16 protein-coding genes are annotated in these 18,387 nt (G+C 63.0%); 3 read left to right on the top strand and 13 right to left on the bottom strand.

Annotation, left to right across the window (positions count from 1 at the left end; all coding sequences use genetic code 11):
* Positions 1 to 72: 72 nt before the first annotated feature.
* The 9 genes from ACFPN2_RS04290 to ACFPN2_RS04250 all read right to left on the bottom strand — a co-directional run bounded on the left by ACFPN2_RS04290 (position 73) and on the right by ACFPN2_RS04250 (position 9,480).
* Positions 73 to 927 carry an HDOD domain-containing protein gene (locus ACFPN2_RS04290; protein ID WP_380595373.1) on the bottom strand — a complete coding sequence of 285 codons (855 nt, stop codon included), beginning with the start codon at positions 925 to 927 and terminating at the stop codon, positions 73 to 75.
* A gap of 163 nt (positions 928 to 1,090) precedes the next feature.
* Positions 1,091 to 2,203, bottom strand: a complete 1,113-nt coding sequence (locus ACFPN2_RS04285; protein ID WP_380595371.1) for a protein-glutamate methylesterase/protein-glutamine glutaminase — start codon at positions 2,201 to 2,203, stop codon at positions 1,091 to 1,093.
* Positions 2,204 to 2,220: 17 nt separating this feature from the next.
* Positions 2,221 to 2,853 carry a chemoreceptor glutamine deamidase CheD gene (locus ACFPN2_RS04280; RefSeq protein ID WP_380595369.1) on the bottom strand — a complete coding sequence of 211 codons (633 nt, stop codon included), beginning with the start codon at positions 2,851 to 2,853 and terminating at the stop codon, positions 2,221 to 2,223.
* Positions 2,846 to 3,727, bottom strand: a complete 882-nt coding sequence (locus ACFPN2_RS04275; protein WP_380595367.1) for a CheR family methyltransferase — start codon at positions 3,725 to 3,727, stop codon at positions 2,846 to 2,848. The genes ACFPN2_RS04280 and ACFPN2_RS04275 overlap by 8 nt, the downstream gene beginning before the upstream one ends.
* A 70-nt stretch (positions 3,728 to 3,797) precedes the next feature.
* The gene (locus ACFPN2_RS04270; protein WP_129775075.1) at positions 3,798 to 4,304 is read right to left on the bottom strand and encodes a chemotaxis protein CheW; all 507 of its coding nucleotides are present in this window, start codon (positions 4,302 to 4,304) and stop codon (positions 3,798 to 3,800) included.
* A gap of 163 nt (positions 4,305 to 4,467) precedes the next feature.
* Entirely contained in the window at positions 4,468 to 6,213 is a 1,746-nt protein-coding gene (locus ACFPN2_RS04265) for a methyl-accepting chemotaxis protein (RefSeq protein WP_380595364.1), read from the bottom strand.
* A 151-nt stretch (positions 6,214 to 6,364) separates the two neighbouring features.
* Entirely contained in the window at positions 6,365 to 8,461 is a 2,097-nt protein-coding gene (locus ACFPN2_RS04260) for a chemotaxis protein CheA (RefSeq protein ID WP_380595362.1), read from the bottom strand.
* A gap of 6 nt (positions 8,462 to 8,467) precedes the next feature.
* Entirely contained in the window at positions 8,468 to 8,830 is a 363-nt protein-coding gene (locus ACFPN2_RS04255) for a response regulator (RefSeq protein WP_380595360.1), read from the bottom strand.
* Positions 8,827 to 9,480 (bottom strand): STAS domain-containing protein, encoded by a 654-nt coding sequence (locus ACFPN2_RS04250; RefSeq protein ID WP_380595358.1) that lies wholly within the window; start codon positions 9,478 to 9,480, stop codon positions 8,827 to 8,829. Before ACFPN2_RS04250 ends, ACFPN2_RS04255 begins: the two co-directional genes overlap by 4 nt.
* A gap of 188 nt (positions 9,481 to 9,668) precedes the next feature.
* Between ACFPN2_RS04250 and fliK the strand changes: the two genes are divergently transcribed.
* Together fliK and ACFPN2_RS04240 are read left to right on the top strand one after the other, a co-directional pair.
* On the top strand, positions 9,669 to 10,877 hold the full coding sequence (gene fliK / locus ACFPN2_RS04245) for a flagellar hook-length control protein FliK (protein ID WP_380595356.1): 1,209 nt from the start codon (positions 9,669 to 9,671) through the stop codon (positions 10,875 to 10,877).
* Positions 10,874 to 11,227, top strand: a complete 354-nt coding sequence (locus ACFPN2_RS04240) for an EscU/YscU/HrcU family type III secretion system export apparatus switch protein (RefSeq protein ID WP_380595354.1) — start codon at positions 10,874 to 10,876, stop codon at positions 11,225 to 11,227. The genes fliK and ACFPN2_RS04240 overlap by 4 nt, the downstream gene beginning before the upstream one ends.
* On the opposite strand, the gene ACFPN2_RS04235 is transcribed toward ACFPN2_RS04240, so the two are convergent.
* The 4 genes from ACFPN2_RS04235 to ACFPN2_RS04220 form a co-directional block, all read right to left on the bottom strand.
* Positions 11,220 to 11,759 carry a DUF2802 domain-containing protein gene (locus ACFPN2_RS04235; protein ID WP_380595352.1) on the bottom strand — a complete coding sequence of 180 codons (540 nt, stop codon included), beginning with the start codon at positions 11,757 to 11,759 and terminating at the stop codon, positions 11,220 to 11,222. The two genes, ACFPN2_RS04240 and ACFPN2_RS04235, sit on opposite strands and share 8 nt — an antisense overlap.
* A 166-nt stretch (positions 11,760 to 11,925) precedes the next feature.
* Complete coding sequence (locus ACFPN2_RS04230) at positions 11,926 to 12,264, bottom strand: Hpt domain-containing protein (protein ID WP_380595350.1); 339 nt, start codon at positions 12,262 to 12,264, stop codon at positions 11,926 to 11,928.
* Between the two features lie 48 nt (positions 12,265 to 12,312).
* Entirely contained in the window at positions 12,313 to 14,880 is a 2,568-nt protein-coding gene (locus ACFPN2_RS04225; protein WP_380595348.1) for a protein kinase domain-containing protein, read from the bottom strand.
* A 93-nt stretch (positions 14,881 to 14,973) separates the two neighbouring features.
* Positions 14,974 to 15,708 (bottom strand): Crp/Fnr family transcriptional regulator, encoded by a 735-nt coding sequence (locus tag ACFPN2_RS04220; RefSeq protein ID WP_380595346.1) that lies wholly within the window; start codon positions 15,706 to 15,708, stop codon positions 14,974 to 14,976.
* Between the two features lie 120 nt (positions 15,709 to 15,828).
* Between ACFPN2_RS04220 and ACFPN2_RS04215 the strand changes: the two genes are divergently transcribed.
* On the top strand, positions 15,829 to 18,384 hold the full coding sequence (locus tag ACFPN2_RS04215) for an HWE histidine kinase domain-containing protein (protein ID WP_380595344.1): 2,556 nt from the start codon (positions 15,829 to 15,831) through the stop codon (positions 18,382 to 18,384).
* The last annotated feature ends 3 nt before the right edge of the window (positions 18,385 to 18,387 follow it).

Raw genomic sequence — 18,387 nt, 5'->3', positions numbered from 1 at the left:
CAGCTTCGGCGCAAATGAAAACGCCCGCCGGCTCTTGCGAACCGGCGGGCGTGCGATCGAGTCAATATCTGTTTAGTCGCCGAGCGCCGTGCGCAGCGCGCTGATCTCATCGGCGCAATCGCGCATCACGTGCACGCACTTCTGGTTGTCGAGGCCCAGGCGCCAGAACGATTTCACGCCCTGCATGTTGAGCTCGAGATCGGTCTCGTGACCGAAGAAGCCGGCCATCATCACCGCTACGGTCAGCACGTCGGTCACGTCGCGCTCGTCGTTGATGCGCTCGATGTTCTCGTGCTCGCCGATGGCTTCGGCGATGTGCTCGGGGAAGCCCCAGTTCTCCACAATCGCCTTGCCGATATTGGCATGCCAGTCGCGCAGCAGCTGTTGCAACGTCTCCGGTTCCTTGAAGAACGGATGTTTGTGAGCCCGCGCCAGGATGTAGATCTTGCCCACGTTGTGCAGCAGGCCGGCGAGCATGGCTTCGTCGGCATTCACGCTGGTGCGCGAAGCGACTGCATAGGCCAGCGCCGCCACGGTGGTCGCTTCCTGCCACAGAGCTTCCAGCTCCTTGGAGATATGTTTCAGCTCGCTCGCCTTGCGCAGCTGCGCGATGGCGAACGACACGGCCGCGGTACGCACGTTGTTGTGACCGATGCGATTCACCGCGGTCTTCAAATCGGCGACCGAGCGACCGCTACGATTCAACGCCGCCGAATTGGCGAGCGTGAAGACGCGGGCCGCGAGACCGGCTTCGGAGCCGACCACGCGAGCGATCTGTTCGTTGGAAACGTGCTCGTCCGCCAGCACCTTACGCACGCGCACGGCGACGTCGGGGAACGACGGCAGCTCGACCTTGCCGGTGGAAACCTCGGCGGCCAACTCACTCACGAACGCGAACGCCGAGGCGTGTTCAGAGCCAGCGGTCATCTGAGCTTGTTGGGCAGCCTGGTAGGCGTTATGTGGGGTGCTCATGGTCGCGGTTATGGCAGTCGGGCGGAATCTGTACAAACTCTACTGCGACGTGCTTCTCACGATCTGCGGCGCCGTTGGCATTTCTGAGCACCGCTGTACATATTTCAGTCCGGATTCACTAACCGTGCGCCAGCTTCCCGCTCGGTTGATCCGCCGTCAGCTGCAGCACCTCGCCGGCGATCCGATGCAAAGGCAACACGTGCTGGGCTGCACCCATTTTCACCGCGGCGCCCGGCATGCCCCAGACCACACTGGTGGCCTCGTCCTGGGCAATGGTCGACGCACCGACTTCCAGCATTTCTTTCAGGCCGCGAGCGCCGTCGTCGCCCATGCCCGTGAGAATCACGCCCACGGCGTTCGGGCCGACGTTCTGCGCGACCGAGCGGAACATCACATCCACGCTGGGCCGGTGACGATTCACATGCGGGCCGTTGCTCAGCTTGCAGCGATAGCGCGCACCGTCCCGCTCGATCAACAAGTGCTGATCGCCGGGCGCGATGTAAACGTGACCGGGGAGAATGTATTGACCGTCGCTGGCCTCGCACACCGACATCGGCGAGCAACGATTCATGCGCTCGGCAAACGGTTTGCTGAAAGCCGCCGGAATGTGTTGAGAGATCACCACAGCCGGCGCGTCTGGCGGCAACGATTCGAGCACTTCGCGAATGGCTTCGGTACCGCCGGTCGACGCCCCGATGGCAATGATTCGATCGGTCGTCCGCAGGAAACGTTTGCCAGCGCCCGCCGGCAGCACCGCGTCAGCGCTGTGGCGCTGTTCGGCGTGCAAGGACGCAGCCACCGCCGGTCTCGGCGTCGACACACGTGCATTGACGCGTGCCTTGGAGGCAACTTTGACTTTCGCGATCAGCTCGTCGGCGTATTTCTCCAGGCTGCCGGCCAGGTCGACCTTCGGCTTGGTGACGAAATCGATTGCACCCAGTTCCAGCGCACGCAACGTGACATCGGCGCCCTGCGCGGTCAGTGACGACACCATCACCACCGGCATCGGTCGCAAGCGCATCAGGTTCTCGAGGAACGTGACGCCGTCCATCCGGGGCATTTCCACGTCGAGCGTGATGACATCCGGATTCAGCTGTTTGATCTTCTCGCGCGCCGCGTACGGATCGGTGGCGGTGCCGACGATCTCGATGTCGCCATCCTTGCTGAGCATTTCGCTCAGCAACTTGCGCACCAGGGCGGAGTCGTCGACGATCAGGAGTTTGATGGCCATAATTGTCAGCTCCGCCGTCAGAACAGATCGATCTCGCCGGCCACTGGCGTCTTCTCCAGGCCCTTGAGGAATTGTTCGTCTTGCGAGGCCACGTCCCTGGTATGGCTCGAGGTCAGGTGGCGCACGCGGACGCGGCCCGTCAACGGAAAATACTGCACGTGGCGCGGGCAGGTATCGCCCACGTCCTCGGAAGTCACGCGCAAGCCTTCCTGCTTGAGGAACTCGCGCACGAAAGTCACATTGTGATCGCCGACATCGGTCAGCGTCTTCAACACGCGGCCGCCGCCGAAGATTTTCACTTCGAGGTCGGCGCGCGTGCCGCCGGCTTTCAGAATTCGGTTGATCAATTGTTCCATCGAGGCGCTGCCATAACGCGTGGCGCGGCCGGCGGCGCCGGTCTCCCAGGTGTCATGACCGTTGCCGCTCGGACGGGGCAACATGAAATGATTCATGCCGCCGATGCCGAGCTTGGCGTTGCGGATGCAGGCCGAGACACATGAGCCGAGCACCGTGTCGAGCACTTCATCGTGAGTGGTCACGTAGAAGTCGCCCGGCAGCAGCTTGGCGATCACCTGGCCCTGCGGATTGGTGTAGCGACGGATGCCCTCGAAGCCGGGCAATACCTTGGCCAATGCTGGTTTCTCAGCCATTGGCGCCTCCGTTGCGACGATAGATGGTCTTGCCAACCAGCTTGAAGGGCGCGGAGCCTGCATGAATGGATTCCGAGTGGCCGATACACAGGTAACCGCCGGGCGTCAGCATCTCGCTGAAGCGGTTCACCAGCTTCTCGCGCGTCGGTTGGTCGAAGTAGATCATCACGTTCCGGCAAAAAATCACGTCGAATGGACCTTTCATCGGCCACGCATGCAGCAGGTTGAGCGTGCGGAACGTAATCATCGACTTGAGATCCTGCTTGGCGACGGCACTACCTTCGTTGTCGCCGCTGCCTTTGTGGAAGAAGCGCTTCAGGCGCTCCTGCGACACGCTCGACATGCGATCCACCGGGTAGATGCCCGAGGTCGCGGCAGCGACCACGTCGCTGTCGATATCGGTCGCGAGAATCTTGAAATCGTAACGGGGCGAGGACGGCAGCACTTCGCCGGCGACCATGCCGATACAGTGCGGCTCTTCGCCAGTCGAGCAGCCCGCGGACCAGATGCGGATCCGGCGCGAAGCGGCGTTGCGCTTCATCGCTTCGGGCAGCATGTACGAAGCCAGCGCTTCGAAGTGATGGTTCTCGCGGAAGAACGAAGTGACGTTGGTGGTGATCGCGTTGATCAGCCCGACCAGTTCTTCGGGACCGGCATCGCGCAGATATTCGCAGTAGGCCTCGTAGCTCGGCAGCCCGAGCTCGCGCAGGCGTCGCGCCAGCCGCCCCTGCACCAGCTGGCGCTTGTTGGGGCCGAGCACGATGCCGGCGTTCTCGCCGACCACGTGGCGGATGAAGTCGAACTCGGCGTCGCCGAGCTGAGGTCCATAATGCGCGGAGTCGGCGGAGGAAGCGGATGAAGCTAGAGTCGGCATATGGACAATTCGTCTGTGACCAACGGCTCGCAAGGTGGCCCTCGCGAGCCGTTACTCACTTATTCATCGATTAAGCCGCTGGACTCAGTGCCACTCCCGTGACATCCGCGCCGATCAGTTGATCGATGTCGAGCAGCATCACCATGCGGCCCGACACAGAAGCCAAACCTTCGATGAATTCGGTGCTGACGTGCGCGCCGAACTCCGGCGCCGGCTTCACGTCGCTGGCAGCCACGTCGATCACGTCGGAGACGCCATCGACCACCACGCCGAAGTCGCGACGACCGGTCGCCGACTGCACCGTCAACACGATGATGACCGTGAGCGGGGTGTATTCGGCATGCTGCAGGTTGAAGCGCATGCGCAGGTCGACGATCGGAACGATCGAGCCGCGCAGGTTCAACACGCCGAGCACGTGGCTGGGCGCCTGCGGAATGCGCGTGACCGGCTGCCAACCGCGAATTTCCTGAACTCGCAGAATGTCCACGCCGTAAGTTTCTTCGCCCAGAGTGAAGGTCAGCATCTGGTTGGAACCGGCAGCGGCGGCATCGATCTGCGCGGCAACTTGATTGGTCATGAAACGAATCTCCTACCTGTCTGTCGTTGTTGTCGCCGGCAACCGGCCTGCGTCAGTGACAGCTCTCAAAAGATGTATCGGCGTTTATCGGTGCGGGATGAGTAAGACATTCACTGCATCGACCGTGCGTCGGGCGCCGGTGACCGGCGCCCGAAACTGAGAACTAGAAATCACTCCACTGGCTGTCGTCGCCGCTGGCGCGGGCCAGAGGCGCCGGTGACGAGGCAACGGCCTTCGGCTTCGCGCCGGCCTTACGGACGGCCTGCGGACGCGGACGAGTGACCGGAGATGCCTGGCGCACGCTTTCCGTCGAATTGGCCGGCGCCGCATGCGTATGCGAGCCCGAACCCGTGATGCCACTGCCGTCGGAGCGGCGGAAGTAACCGATCTGCGTGACCAGCGTGCCGGACTGCTGTTCCATCGACTTGCTGGCCGCGGACGCCTCTTCCACCAGCGCAGCGTTCTGCTGTGTGACGTTGTCCATCTGGCTGACGGCGTTGTTCACCTGCTCGATACCCGCCGATTGTTCTTCGGACGCGGCCGCGATCTCGGCGACGATGTCGGTGACCTTCTTGACGCTTTCCATGATCTCGGAGAGCGTCTTGCCGGACTCATCCACCAGCTCCGAGCCGACCTTGACCTTGTCGACGGAGTCGTTGATGAGACCTTTGATTTCTTTCGCAGCGCTGGCGCTACGCTGCGCGAGGTTGCGCACTTCGGTCGCGACCACCGCGAAGCCGCGGCCCTGTTCGCCGGCACGCGCCGCTTCGACGGCCGCGTTCAACGCGAGCAGATTCGTTTGGAACGCGATCTCGTCGATGACGCCGATGATGTCGGCGATCTTGCGGCTCGAGTTGTTGATCTCGCCCACCGCGGCGATCGCACGCTGCACGACGGCTCCACCCTTTTCGGCCTGTTCTCGAGCACCCACCGCCAGCTGATTCGCCTGACGCGCATTGTCCGCGTTCTGTTTCACCGTCGCGGTCATCTGCTCCATGCTGGAAGCGGTTTCTTCCAGAGCGGCCGCCTGTTCCTGCGTACGCTGAGACAGATCGTCGTTGCCGTGTGACAGCTGACGAGCCGCCGCGCCAACCGCATCCGCGCTACCGCGCACGCCGCCGACGATTTCAACCAGCTTGCCGTCCATGCGCTTGAGGCCTTCGAGCAGGCGACCCAGCTCGTCGCGGCTGTCGACACGCACGTCGTTGCCCAGCTCGCCGCTGGCGATACGGTCGGCAATGTTCACCGCCGTGTTCAACGTGCTGACGATGGAGCGGATGATCAGCAGGCCGAGCAGACCGGACAAGCCGATGCCGACCACGATGGCGCCGATGATGAAGGCGCTGGACTTCTTGAACGACGCGTCCGCTTCGGTGCGCATCTGCTGCGCCACTTCGATCTGCGTCTTGAGCAGAGTGTCGCCGGCGCCGTTGAGCTTCTCGTAGGCCGGGCGGGCCTTCTCGATCAGCGCGCTTTCCGCGGCGCTGAAGTTGCCCGACTGTGCCGCGAGCAGCGCTTCCTGCACCCGGCCGAGCACGTCGGCGCCGTGACCGCGGAACTGTTCGACGATCTGGCGCTCCTTATCGGTCAGCTCGGTGGCGTCGAGCTTTGCGAGCAGCTCTTTCACTTCGCCCTGACGTTCCTGGAGCAGATCGAGCGCAGCCTTGACCGATGCCGCATCCTGTCGAATGACGACTTCCTCGGCCTTCTCGAGCACCGCACGCTCGTTCGTCTCGATGGCGCCGACCCAGCCCGTGGGCATGAAGCGATTTGAGAAAATCGCGTCCAGGTCGGAGTTGGAAGATTTAGTGCCGCTCAACCCGATGACGCCGACCAGGATCATCACGACCCCCGCCAACGCCAAGGTTGCGAACAGCTTGGCCTTCACCGAAATATTCCACGTGTTCATACGATCGATTCCTTAGCTCGCTCTTGAGCCCCAACTTGCTTTTGTGAACCCCAAACAAAAACCAGACCGCGCCCGGGCAATCCGTTGGGCGCCCCGTGCCGTCGATCCGATCGCGAGCTGCCTGGCCAGGCAGCCGTGCGAGGCGGCTGCGTTACGCAGCCAGCCTCTGCGTTGCCACTCGGATCAAGCCCGGCACGTCGAGAATCAATGCCACGGCGCCGTCCCCAAGGATGGTCGCGCCGGACACACCGTCGACTCGACGGAAATTCGTTTCCAGAGATTTGATGACCACTTGCTGCTGACCGAGCAGGTCGTCGACGAACAAGCCGACTTTGCGGCCCTCGCCTTCCACGACCATGATCAAGCCCTCGTGCAGCTGAGTCGTGCGCGGCGTGGCGCCGAACACTTCATGCAGGCGCACCACCGGCACGTAGCCATCGCGGAACCAGAACACTTCGCCCTGACCGGCGACGCGATTCACCATGCCCTGCTTCAACTGCAGCGACTCGATGATGGTGATCAGCGGCACGATGTAGGTTTCGCCGCCCACCGCCACCGACTGACCGTCCACGATCGCGAGCGTCAGTGGCAACGTGATGATGAAGCGCGAGCCCTTGCCGTACTCCGAGCGCACTTCGATCGTGCCGCCCAGCTCCTTGATGTTCCTGCGCACCACGTCCATGCCGACGCCGCGGCCGGAAATGTCGGTGGTCTGCTCGGCGGTCGAGAAGCCCGCCATGAAAATCAGCTCGTAGATCTGGTCGTCGGAAAGCGTTTCGTTCGGGCCGATCAGATTGCGCTCCCGCGCCTTCTTCAGGATGCGGTCCTTGTTCAAGCCGCCGCCGTCATCGCCCACTTCGACGGTGATGGCGCCGCCCTTGTGATAAGCGTTCAAGAACACGGTGCCGGTCTGCGACTTGCCAGCGGCCGCGCGCACGTCGGGCATTTCGATGCCGTGGTCGACGCTGTTACGCACCAGGTGCACCAGCGGATCGCCGATCTTTTCCATGACCGTCTTGTCGAGCTCGGTCTGGTCGCCGGTCATCTTCAACTCGACATGCTTGCCGAGGCGGCCGCTCAGGTCGCGCACCATGCGCGGGAAGCGGCTGAACACGAAGCTGATGGGCAACATGCGCACGCGCATGACGCTTTCCTGCAGCTCGCGAACGTTTCTTTCCAGGGTCGCCAGACCCGAGCGCAACTGCTCGGCGACGTGACCGGTGAACTTCGAGCCCAGCTGCGTCAGCATGGACTGCGTGATCACCAGCTCGCCGACCGTGTTCATCAGCTCGTCGATTTTCTCGGTGCTGACGCGGATCGAGCCGCCGTCGGCCGGCCCGCTAGCCTTCGGTCCTTCGTGGACCGCGGCTGCAGCGGCCGGATGCGGCGCGTCCTTCGGCGCTTCGGCGGGCTTGGCATCCGCAATGTTTACTACGTTGGAAGGTTTGGCTTCCGGCGCCGGAGCGGCGGCGGCCACAGGCGCGGCGGCCTGCACCGGCACTTCTTCCTCAGTGATCTTCAGATCGCAATCGCCCTCGGCCCAATCGAACACGCCGTTGACCACTTCCTTAGCGGCCTCGGTGTCGAGGGTCAGATCCCAGGCGAGATAGCAGCTTTCCGGCTCGAGCTCTTCGAGCGACGGCAACGCATTGCCATCGAGCTTGACGCTGAGCTCACCGAGCTCGCTCAGCTCACGGATCATGCGCAACGGATCGTTACCGTGCACGAACAGCTGCGGATACGGACGGAAGCTGATGCGCCAGCGATGTGCAAAGCCCGGCTTCGCAGCTTCGACGGCGACCGCCGGAGCGGCTTCGACGACCGGAGCGGCGGCAGGCGCGGCAGGCGCAGCTTGATTCTTCTGCGCGATCGCAAGCTCGAGATCGAACTGCAGATCGGCGACTTTCTGCGCGTCGATCGGTTCCTTACGCTGCACCGAGCGAAGCATCTCGCGCATCACGTCCACTGACTTCAACAGCAGATCGGTGACGTGACGGGTCACCTGCATGCGATTGGCACGCAGCTCGTCGAGCAAGGTTTCGCAAGTGTGAGTAAACGAGGCCACTTCGGAGAAGCCGAAGGTCGCGCTGCCCCCCTTGATGGAGTGAGCGACGCGGAAAATCGTACCGATCAACTCGGGCTCGGGGGCGCCGAGGTTGAGCTTGAGCAGAGCTGCCTCCATCGAGTCGAGCGCTTCGAAGCTCTCCTCGAAAAAGGCGTCGTGGAATTGAGCGAGATCGATGGCCACTCTTATTTACCTCAGCACGCGATGCATAGTCGCCACCAGTTGTGCCGGATCGAAAGGTTTGACGATCCAGCCGGTGGCCCCGGCGTCCTTGCCTTCTTTTTTACGGTCCGGGCCCGCTTCGGTGGTCAGCATCAAAATGGGAATGTGGCGATAGGCGGATTCGGCGCGCAGCGCCCGAATCAGCTGGATGCCATCCATCACCGGCATGTTGACGTCCGAGAGCACCAGGTCGAAACCCGATTGGCGCGCGATATCGAGCGCTTCCTGACCATCGCTGGCCGAAGTCACATCGAAGCCCGCGCTGGTCAGCGCGATGCGCACCATGTCGCGCATCGAAGGAGAATCGTCGACGGCCAGTATCCGCGTCATGCGGCAACTCCTTTTGTCTCGAAGCCGAGCAGCTCGCCGACGCCGAGCAGGCGCACTGCATCCTGCAGAGCAGCCGACTCGCCGCGCCACGCGACGCTCTGGTTACGACCGCTGCGATCGCGCACGAAGGCGCACAGCAACTGCATGGTCGCGGTATCGACACGTTCGACGGCGCTCACATCGACAGTCACGGCGTCGCCGTGATTCGAGAAAGCGCTCAAAGAAGTCTTGAGGGCAGCGGCATCTTTCACGCTGCAGTTGGAAGCCAGCACCACGATGGGATCGCCGACGACGGCGGGCTCGGCGGCCGCTTCGGCGACGACTGTCTCTTCCGCCACCGGCTCGGCGGCGACCGCTTCTTCAGAAGTGACTTCGGCAACCTGCTCGAGCGCAGCTTCGGCGATCGGCTCGCTGGAAACATCGGCGACCGCTTCAGCCGCAACGGCTGCAGCGACCTGCTCAACCGACGCGTCGACCACCGACTCAGCGACCAGCGCTTCAACGGCGGTCGGGCTCAATTCGACGGCAGATTCCATAGCGGCCTCGACGACAGCGGCAGCGACCGGCACGTCAGCGCTGATAACGTCCCCGCCCGTCGCCTCGGTGACCGATGCGGCTTTGGTGGCACGTTTACGCTTAGTTGTTTTCATGACGCTGCTTAAGGGACTCGTAGTACTGATTTCACAGATTCGGGATTCATATCGGCATATCAGGGGTCAGCTTTAGGTGAGCCACGTCGCACTACTTAACCGTGGCAGGCTAAAGCTCGGGGATTCCCTGCCGTTAAATTGGTGAAGCAGTTCACGTTGCAACTGCACGTCGCACGAGTGACTCATTCATGCGTATCGACCTGGTGGACTTTCGCAGTACCAGCCCGGCCGGGAGCACCAACCCGAGCCTGCTGTCGGAGTGGCGCGTTGGCGCGCTCCTGCAGGCTATTGCCGTGCGCGACGCTGCCAGCGGTCAGCTGTTTCTCGACATCGGCGGTCAGCGGCACAACGCCCGCCTCGCTTCCGGCAACAGCGCCGGTCCGGCGAATGGCGAGGTATTAAATGTGCGCGTACTGCGTAACAGCCCGGTGCTCGCGTTGGAGACTCTGTCTTCTGCCACCGCTGTGACCGCAGATGCGGAAGCCACCGTCGTTTCCGATGCCATGCGTCGCTTCGTGCCTCGCCAGGAAAGCCCTGCGCTCATGCTCGCCAATCTTTCCTGGCTCGCCCAAGGCAAGAATGGCGCGGAGGAACTGCCGAAGGCCGTGACGCAAGCCGCAGCACAACTGTGGCAGGCTTTGCCTGATGCGGAATCCCTCGGCGACCCTAAAACACTGGCCAACGCGATCCAGCGTTCCGGCACTTTTCTAGAAGCGAATCTCGCCGATGCGTCGCGCGGCGCGGCCGATCCCAAAGTGCTGGTGAATGATTTGAAAGCGTTGATGCTCACATTGAGCCGCACGCTGCGCGAAAGCGGTGCGCGCCCCAACGCAGCTCGTTCGGATATCGCGATGGATGCGGCGCCTCCGACGGCTCGCGGTCCGTTGACCTCGCTGAATGCAGCGCCGGCGACGTTCTCGATGATCGACGGGACCGAGCAGCAGCTCAATGAATTGTCACGTCAGACTGAAGGCGCAATCGCGCGCCTCACGACGACACAGATCACCAACACGACGCCGGATCCGGCGATGCAGTCGATGCTGATCGAGCTGCCGGTGCGACACGACGATCGTGCCTCAATGCTCCGCCTGCGCGTCGAGCACGATGAATCCCGTAAACGCCAGGGCGGCGGCGATTCGTGGAGCGTCGAAGCTGCCATGGATCTGGGCCAGGTCGGCGCGTTGCATGCGAAAGTGACGTTGACCGGCCACCGTATCGGCGTGCAGCTGCGAGCCGAATCGCCATCTATTGTGAATGCGCTGGCCGCGCACGCCGGCGAGCTCGAAGCCATTCTGCGCGATGCCGGACTCGAGATCGATCGAGTCGTTTGTTTGCACGGCATGCCGGTCGGCGATACCGGCGCTCGTCCCGCGCGCTTATTGGACGTACGAGCATGAATGAACGTCCCAAACCACCGATCGCAGTCGCGCTCCACTACAACGTCAGTGGCGGTGGCGCCCCTCGCGTCGTCGCCAAAGGCGTCGGTCAGATCGCGGAAAAGATCGTCGAGACCGCCCGCGAGCACAACGTTCCTCTGCAAGAGGACGCGGCGCTCGCTGGCGCGTTGTCTAAATTAGATATCGGCCGGGAAATTCCCAAAGAACTGTACGTGGCGGTTGCGCACGTACTCGCGTTCGCCTGGTCGATCGCAGGCAAGAGCCCGCCGCCGGCGAGCTCGTCACGGCCTGAAGAACAGACTTCCCAGACCGCGCGACTGCCGGCACTGGGTTATTCGCGCTTTAGCTGACCACGCTCAACAGCGAGCCGCGCTTGCGGCCCGTGGGCTGCGGCGCCGGCGCCTGCTGTTGCGGAGCCTGGGCAACCTGCTGCTGTTGACGAGCCTGCCAGGCGGCGACTTCCGGTTGTGACTTCGCGGCGTGCAGACGAGTGAGCAATTCGGCTTCATGACGAGTGATGCCGCAGTTCGACACCAGATCTTCGACGGCCGAGCCGTTCTTCGCCATACGCAGCGCCAGGTCATAACCGCGCGCCTGCGCGTTGGCGACGACGGCCGGCAGTTGCGGACGGCGCGAATCCGTTTCAGCGCGCTCGCTCATCGCTTCGATGCGTGCGCTCATGACCGTCACGGTCTCGTGCAGGGTGCGCATTTCAGTGAAGGCGCGGTCGAGTTGATCCCGCAGTGCCTGCGAATCCCGCTCGTCGGCCCGACGCCAGCGCGTAAACGCCAACGCGAAAATCCAGAACGCGCCGATCAGCAGGACGGCACGGCCGGCGATCAGCACGGCTTCCAGCGAGGGATTGGGCAGAATTTCAAACATCGCGACTCCCGTCAGATGGCGTCAAACCTTTGGCGCGAGCCTCAGGTCCCGACAGGAAAGGAGCAGGATGCGTGCCACCGCCCTCCGGCCGGCCCTTGCCACCGAGGCGGCAAAGGCTGCTTTTGCGAACCGGTTAACGTTCTGGCGCGGCCGTCCCGGCGAACACCTACAGCCGATCGAGCTCCGCCCACAACGCCGCCTCCTGGGCATCGAGCTGCTCCGACTGCTCGCGGGCCAGCGTCAGGTCGCCGGCGCGTGCCGCCTGCTCGATGGCGCCGGCACATCGGGCCATCGCGGTCGCCCCGATATTCAAGCTGGCGCCCTTCAAGAAGTGCGCTTCGCGAATAACCTGGGTTAATTGGCCGGCCGACAACGCCGTTCGAAGCCGGGCGAGCGTACCTTGGGCACTGTCGCGATATGCACTGATCAGCTCGCGCTCGAACTCCGCATCGCCGTCGGTCATTTCGAGCAGATGCTTGCGGTCGAGCACGGCAGCCTGGTTCATCGGTTGAGCACAAACTCAACGCGATGCCGATGCCATCCTGGACGTTACCTATTCGCCGCCGCGGCCGGCCGCATCGCGCACTTGTTGTAGCTCTTTCCGTAGGAAGGCGAAGTTCGACGGCCCCCCATGCTCGCGCAAATGGGCCAGCGCCGGGTCGGCCAGCTCGATGGCGCCGTGCGTATCGCCCATGCGGAGTTTCAAACGTGCGCCGTCGAGCGCCAGCTGCAGATAGTCGAGGTCGAACTCTTTGGGAACTTCGATCGGCCCCTGCGCCAACACCGCCCGCGCAGTAGGCAAATCGTTGCCGGCGAGGGCGACGTCGATGACGGCGGCGAGATAACGATCCGATTTCTGCGCCGGATAGCCATAGAACGGCGGCAACTCGGCCACGTGCGTCAGCTCGGCCTTCGCGGCGGCCACCTTGCCCTGTGAAGCCAAGGCACGGGCACGCACAGCTAAATACTGAATGCCGTTGGGAACGAAGCGCTTGCCGAACTCCAGCCACTGTTTGCTATACGGTTCGAGCACGGCCAGCGCCTGCCCGGCGTGTCCTTCCTCTAGCAGGCCGTGCGCTTTGTAGACCGCAGTATCGAATTCGACGGCGGTCGGATGCGCGACATGCTCCGGCGTCAGCACCATATCGAAATATTCGTGCGCCTGTTTGGTCTTGCCGGCTTGATGCAGCGCCTGACCGTACAGGCCCAGATGAATGCGCGTGTAGATGGAAACGTCGCCGGCATGCTGGCGCAACAGCCCGATGCCCTTCTCATAATCGCGCAAGGCATCGTCGACCCAGCCCAACTGCATCTCACAGAACGCCGCCCACGCGTAGCTCGCGCCCAGATCGCTGTAGGCTTGCAGGCCCGACTGTTGAAACACTTCGATAGCGGCCTGGAAATATTTGACGGCCGTGGGCATGTCGCCCTGGGTCCGGTACAACTGACCGAGCGCATACACCGAGTTGAAGTGACCGGGATCGTTCGGATACCGCGCCTTGAACAGGTCCACTGCCGCGGACATGAGTTGAATCTCCCGCATGGGGTCGGGAGAGAACTGCGCGATCGTCGTGCCAAGCGCGCGTGCTCGCAGCAGCGATGTTTGATCGTTGCGGGCATCGAGTACTCGCAACGCCTCGTCACGACTCTCGGCCGCTTCCTCGCCCCGACCGAGCAATCGGCCGGCGAAGGCAACGCCAATCAATGCATCGACGTAGGCATCACTGTCGGTGAGATGCTGCTCGCGCGCGATCTTCACCGACTCACGCGATAGCGCACTGGCCCGCTCGAACTCGTTGATATCGATGAGCAGTCGCGCGACGGTGTTCATGACTTCCATGTGCACCGCCGGCGTGTCCTTGAACTCGTGCAGGACTTTGTCGCCTGCCGCCACCAACAGCTCGTGCACCGGCATATTGCGGGCCTTGAGCGCGTCGGGCTGCAAACGCGTGTTCTTTTCAAACAAGGCGGTCATGAACGACTGCACCGCGCGCGTCTTTCTCACTTCTTCTTGAGCGATGAGCGTCTGCTCGGCCGCAATGCGTGCCTGCCACGTGGTGGTCACGATGCCCGCCACCAGCGCGAGCGTCGCCAGCAACGCCGCCGTCACCGCATATTTGTGACGACTCATGAACTTGCTGGCGCGATATCTCAGCGAGTCGCCGCGTGCTCGCACCGGCATGCCGTCGAGATAATTGCGCAAGTCTTCGGCGAACTGACCGACGCTGGCGTAGCGACGCTCCGGTTCTTTGCGCAAAGCCATCAGCAGCACGTTGTCGAGATCGCCCTGTAACGCGCGTCGCACTCGCTTGCGGGCAAATTGCGCTTGCGGCGCTGTCTCGCCCTCCGCTGTTCGGACGCGAGTTTCGTTGACGGCCGTGCTCGGCTTGCTGGGCGCGGAGTCGCTGAGAATTTCCACGGCCCGCTCGGCGGCATTGTCCTCGCGGTAAGGGCTGCGACCAGTCAACAGTCGATACAGCACCACACCCAACGAATAGACATCGCTGGCAGTGGTGATGGGATCGCCACGAACCTGCTCCGGACTCGCGTATTCCAGCGTCATCACGCGCACGTGGGTCGCCGTCATGTCCGATGGTGTCGTGGCTGGCTCGGTTTCGAGCAGCTTGGCGATGCCGAAGTCCAGCAGCTTCACCGTGCCTTCGGCCGTCACCAGGATGTTGCCGGGCTTCAAGTCCCGATGCACGACGAGCCGTTGATGCGCGAAGCTGACCGCCGCGCACACCTGCAGGAACAAGCGCACTCGCTGCTCGACGGTGAGATGGCGCTCTTCGCAATACACGTCGATGGGCTGACCGGCGATCAGCTCCATGACCAGATACGGCACGCCCTCTTCGGTCGCCCCGCCGTCGATCAGACGTGCGATGTTGGGATGTTCCAGCTGAGCGAGGATCTGCCGTTCGGAACGGAACCGCCAGGCGACCCGCGAGGCATCGTGATCGACGCGCACCAGCTTGATGGCCACGCGCGAATCGTAGTGCTCGTCGGCGCGCTCGGCCTGATACACCTCTCCCATGCCGCCACGACCGATCAACTCGATCAGGCGGTAAGGCCCCAGGCGCGAGCCGATGCGGAGCTTGGGAAAGATGGGTTCGGTCGACATGCAGCTCGAAGGGCGCTTTTGGCCGCTATTCTGGCATGAGTTCCGCGCGCCCTTGCGCGGCGCAGCTCAAAAAAATGTCGGCGCCGGATTTCTTTACGTTATCGGCCGGGCGTTAGGGTAGACCCCTAACAACACGCGTCGGAAGTGCTGTTTGACCGCGTTGTGACAGCGACAGGCGCGCTGCTCGAGCCCGGCTCGATCGGTGATTTGCAGGCCGCCACGACGGGTCCGGATCAAGCCAGCCTCGCGAAACACCTGTAACAGCCGGCTGGCATAATTTCTTCCTATGCCCACCATCGCGGCCAGCTGTGCATGAGTCAACGGCAGGTCCCGGTCGTCGCGCCGATCCATCGCGTCGATGATCCATTTGGCGAGCCGTTGCTCGATGGAATGAGCAGCGTTGCAGGCGGTGGACTGAAAGATCTGCGCCAGCAGACAGTCAGCGTAACGGGCGAACAGATGCGCGGCATACCTCGACTGCTGCTGGATAGCCTGCAGGTCCTCGAGCCGCAAGCGTAGGAAGGGGCCGCCGAACTGCACCACGATGCGAGTGAACGCGGGCACGTCGCCATGACTGACGATGCCGCCAACCGCGCCTTCCTTGCCGACCAGCACGGTCTCGATCTCTTGCCCTTCTTCGGTAACCACCCGGAATGATGCGACGCTCGGGCCACACGGAAAATAGACAGTCCCGATCGAATCGCCCGGGCTGTAGAGCACTTGACCGGCGTGCGCGCCGAACCAGTCGACGCGCCGCTGAAACAATGCGAAATCCGGCTCGCTCAGCAGCCGCAACAGATAATTGTCCGGTCGTCGGTCCGCCGTCATCGCCCCCTTCCCCTGGCTGTTTTTGTCGGAAAGAACTGTACAATTTTGGACACAGTCGTCGGCGCTGCGTCTCTAACATACGCAGTCCACTTCGAGCCTCAACACTCTTAGAATCCAGCGATGACTAGTCCTGGCGCACCGATCGGCACCTGCGTTGATCTCACCAATTGCGACCGTGAGCCCATTCACCTGCTCGGCGCCATTCAACCTTTCGGATTCTTGCTGGCCGTCTCGACGCCCGATTGGTTCGTGCAGCGCGTATCCAGCAACGTCGCTGACTGGCTGAAAGTTGCACCGGCCGACATGCTCGGTCGCTCGCTACTGAATTTCATCCATGCCGACGCCATCCATACACTGCGCAATCAGCTGCATATCGTGAACATGACGGGCACCGCCGCCCGGCTGTTCGGCATTCATATCGACGACTCGCTCCGCCGCTTCGACCTCGCCGTGCACACGCTGGAGGGCCTGGTCGTGATCGAATGCGAGCCCAGCGTCGCCGACAGCTCAGTGAACGCGAGCGCGCTGGTTCGAGGCATGATGAATCGCGTGCAGGGCATGCGCGATGCGCGCACGCTGAGTCGGGTCGCCGCCCGGGAGCTGCGAGCTTTGACGGGTTTCGATCGCGTGATGGTGTATCGCTTCGCCCATGACGACTCCGGCGAAGTCATCGCCGAGTCGACGCACGCCGGCGTCGAATCGTTCCTCGGCCTGCACTACCCGGCCAGCGATATTCCTCGCCAGGCGCGAGTGCTGTACGAACGCAACTGGCTGCGAATCATCCCCGACATCGAGGCCGTGCCCTCGCCCATCCAGTCGGCGCCCGAATGCGGCGGCAAGCCGCTCGATCTGTCGCAGAGCGTGTTACGCAGCGTGTCGCCCATCCATCTCGAATATCTGCGCAATATGGGCGTGCGCGCGTCCATGTCGGTATCGATTCTCAGAGAAGGACGGTTGTGGGGATTGTTCGCCTGCCATCACCACGGCCCACTGCACGTCAGCTTCGAGCGGCGCACGGCCGCCGAGCTGTTCGGACAGATGTTCTCGCTGCTGATGGAGAACCGCGAGCGCGAGGCCGAAAGCGGTTACGAGAATCGCGCCCGTGAGCTGCACAATCGATTGGTGCAGGACATGGTGGGCGAAGAGAACCGCGCTCAAGGCATCATCAAACATCTGGATGATATCGCCGATCAGTTGACCTGCGACGGTGTCGGCCTGTCGCTCGGCAGCCAGGTTACATTGCACGGCATGACACCGGAGCCGCCGCAGTTCGCCGGCTTGATCCAGCACCTGCGAACTGAGCTCGCCTCGTCGGATAACTACGCCACCAACGAAATTCGTGTCGTCTATCCGGAGGCCGCCGAGTTTCAGGAGCGCGCCGCCGGCATGTTGGTCATGCCGCTTTCCAGGCTGCCTCGCGACTATCTGATCTTCTTCCGGCGCGAAGTGGCACGCACCGTCAACTGGGCCGGCGATCCGAACAAGCCCGTCACAGCGGGCCCGCTCGGCGATCGGCTGACGCCGCGCAAGAGCTTCGAGTTGTGGCGCGAGACGGTCACGGGTCAATCGGCGCCGTGGACCGAGGCCGATCGACGCATCGCCAACGGTCTGCGCATCAGCCTGCTCGAAGTGATTCTGCGCCTGTCCGATCAAACCGAGGAAGAACGGCGCCGCGCGATGCAACGGCAGGATCTGCTGATCGCCGAGCTCAATCATCGCGTACGAAACATCCTGAGCCTGATCCGTGGCCTGATCAATCAAAGCCGCGACCCCGATCTGACCTCCGTGCAATTCATGGACGTGGTTGGATCCCGCATTCAGGCATTGGCTCGCGCGCACGATCTGATCACGGCGGATCAATGGGGGCCCGCGCTATTCAGCGTGCTGGTGGAATCGGAAGCGGCCGCTTACTTGAACGGCGGCGCCAGGCGCGTGCAACTGGTCGGGCCCGACGCACGTCTGCAGCCGCAAGCGTTCAACGCGGTGGCGCTGGTGATTCACGAGCTCATTACGAACTCCGCCAAATACGGCGCACTGACCGACCGGCGAGGCACGGTCACTATCGAAACGCGGCTGGACGATGCAAACAACTTCATCATCGACTGGCGCGAACGGGGCGGCCCACCGGTCCAGGCACCGAGCCGGCGCGGCTTCGGTAGCGCAGTGATCGAGCGAACCATTCCCTTCGATCTCAAGGGCGAGGCGCAGATCTATTTCGAGCTGGCCGGCGTGCAAGCCCGCTTCCTCATTCCGAGCGACTACGTGCGCCGGGTGGACAAGACGTCGACGCAACCCGACGCGGCGGCGATCGCTACCGAAGAGATGCTCGCCCCCGAGGATGTCCTGCTGGTGGAAGATAACTTCATCATCGCGCTCGACGCCGAAGATGCCATTCGCAGAGTCGGGGCTCGTGAAGTGCGCACCGCGAGCAACGTCAGCGCCGCGCTGGAGATGATCGACGAGCGCACGCCGGAGTTCGCGGTGCTGGATGTGAACTTGGGGATCGAGACCAGTTTCGAGATTGCGAACCGGCTGCTCGCGCTCGGCGTGCCATTCGCATTCATGACCGGCTACGGGGAGAACGAAGCCTTCCCCGAAGAGCTCGCGCAGGTCCCGCGCATCCGCAAGCCCTTCACGCATCAAAGTCTCGCCGCCGTGCTCGGCCGGCGACGTTGAGCC

Source organism: Steroidobacter flavus (assembly GCF_042651805.1).
GTDB classification, from domain to species: domain Bacteria; phylum Pseudomonadota; class Gammaproteobacteria; order Steroidobacterales; family Steroidobacteraceae; genus Steroidobacter; species Steroidobacter flavus.
Note: the sequence above shows the minus strand (reverse complement) of the source record. Positions and strands in the feature narration are given on the sequence as shown.

Coding starts and splice junctions, on each gene's coding strand:
- fliK (WP_380595356.1), top strand. CDS start 9,669: ATGCGTATCGACCTGGTGGACTTTCGCAGTACCAGCCCGGCCGGGAGC.
- ACFPN2_RS04265 (WP_380595364.1), bottom strand. CDS start 6,213: ATGAACACGTGGAATATTTCGGTGAAGGCCAAGCTGTTCGCAACCTTG.
- ACFPN2_RS04240 (WP_380595354.1), top strand. CDS start 10,874: ATGAATGAACGTCCCAAACCACCGATCGCAGTCGCGCTCCACTACAAC.
- ACFPN2_RS04275 (WP_380595367.1), bottom strand. CDS start 3,727: ATGCCGACTCTAGCTTCATCCGCTTCCTCCGCCGACTCCGCGCATTAT.
- ACFPN2_RS04285 (WP_380595371.1), bottom strand. CDS start 2,203: ATGGCCATCAAACTCCTGATCGTCGACGACTCCGCCCTGGTGCGCAAG.
- ACFPN2_RS04225 (WP_380595348.1), bottom strand. CDS start 14,880: ATGTCGACCGAACCCATCTTTCCCAAGCTCCGCATCGGCTCGCGCCTG.
- ACFPN2_RS04270 (WP_129775075.1), bottom strand. CDS start 4,304: ATGACCAATCAAGTTGCCGCGCAGATCGATGCCGCCGCTGCCGGTTCC.
- ACFPN2_RS04230 (WP_380595350.1), bottom strand. CDS start 12,264: ATGAACCAGGCTGCCGTGCTCGACCGCAAGCATCTGCTCGAAATGACC.
- ACFPN2_RS04235 (WP_380595352.1), bottom strand. CDS start 11,759: ATGTTTGAAATTCTGCCCAATCCCTCGCTGGAAGCCGTGCTGATCGCC.
- ACFPN2_RS04215 (WP_380595344.1), top strand. CDS start 15,829: ATGACTAGTCCTGGCGCACCGATCGGCACCTGCGTTGATCTCACCAAT.
- ACFPN2_RS04250 (WP_380595358.1), bottom strand. CDS start 9,480: ATGAAAACAACTAAGCGTAAACGTGCCACCAAAGCCGCATCGGTCACC.
- ACFPN2_RS04255 (WP_380595360.1), bottom strand. CDS start 8,830: ATGACGCGGATACTGGCCGTCGACGATTCTCCTTCGATGCGCGACATG.
- ACFPN2_RS04290 (WP_380595373.1), bottom strand. CDS start 927: ATGACCGCTGGCTCTGAACACGCCTCGGCGTTCGCGTTCGTGAGTGAG.
- ACFPN2_RS04220 (WP_380595346.1), bottom strand. CDS start 15,708: ATGACGGCGGACCGACGACCGGACAATTATCTGTTGCGGCTGCTGAGC.
- ACFPN2_RS04280 (WP_380595369.1), bottom strand. CDS start 2,853: ATGGCTGAGAAACCAGCATTGGCCAAGGTATTGCCCGGCTTCGAGGGC.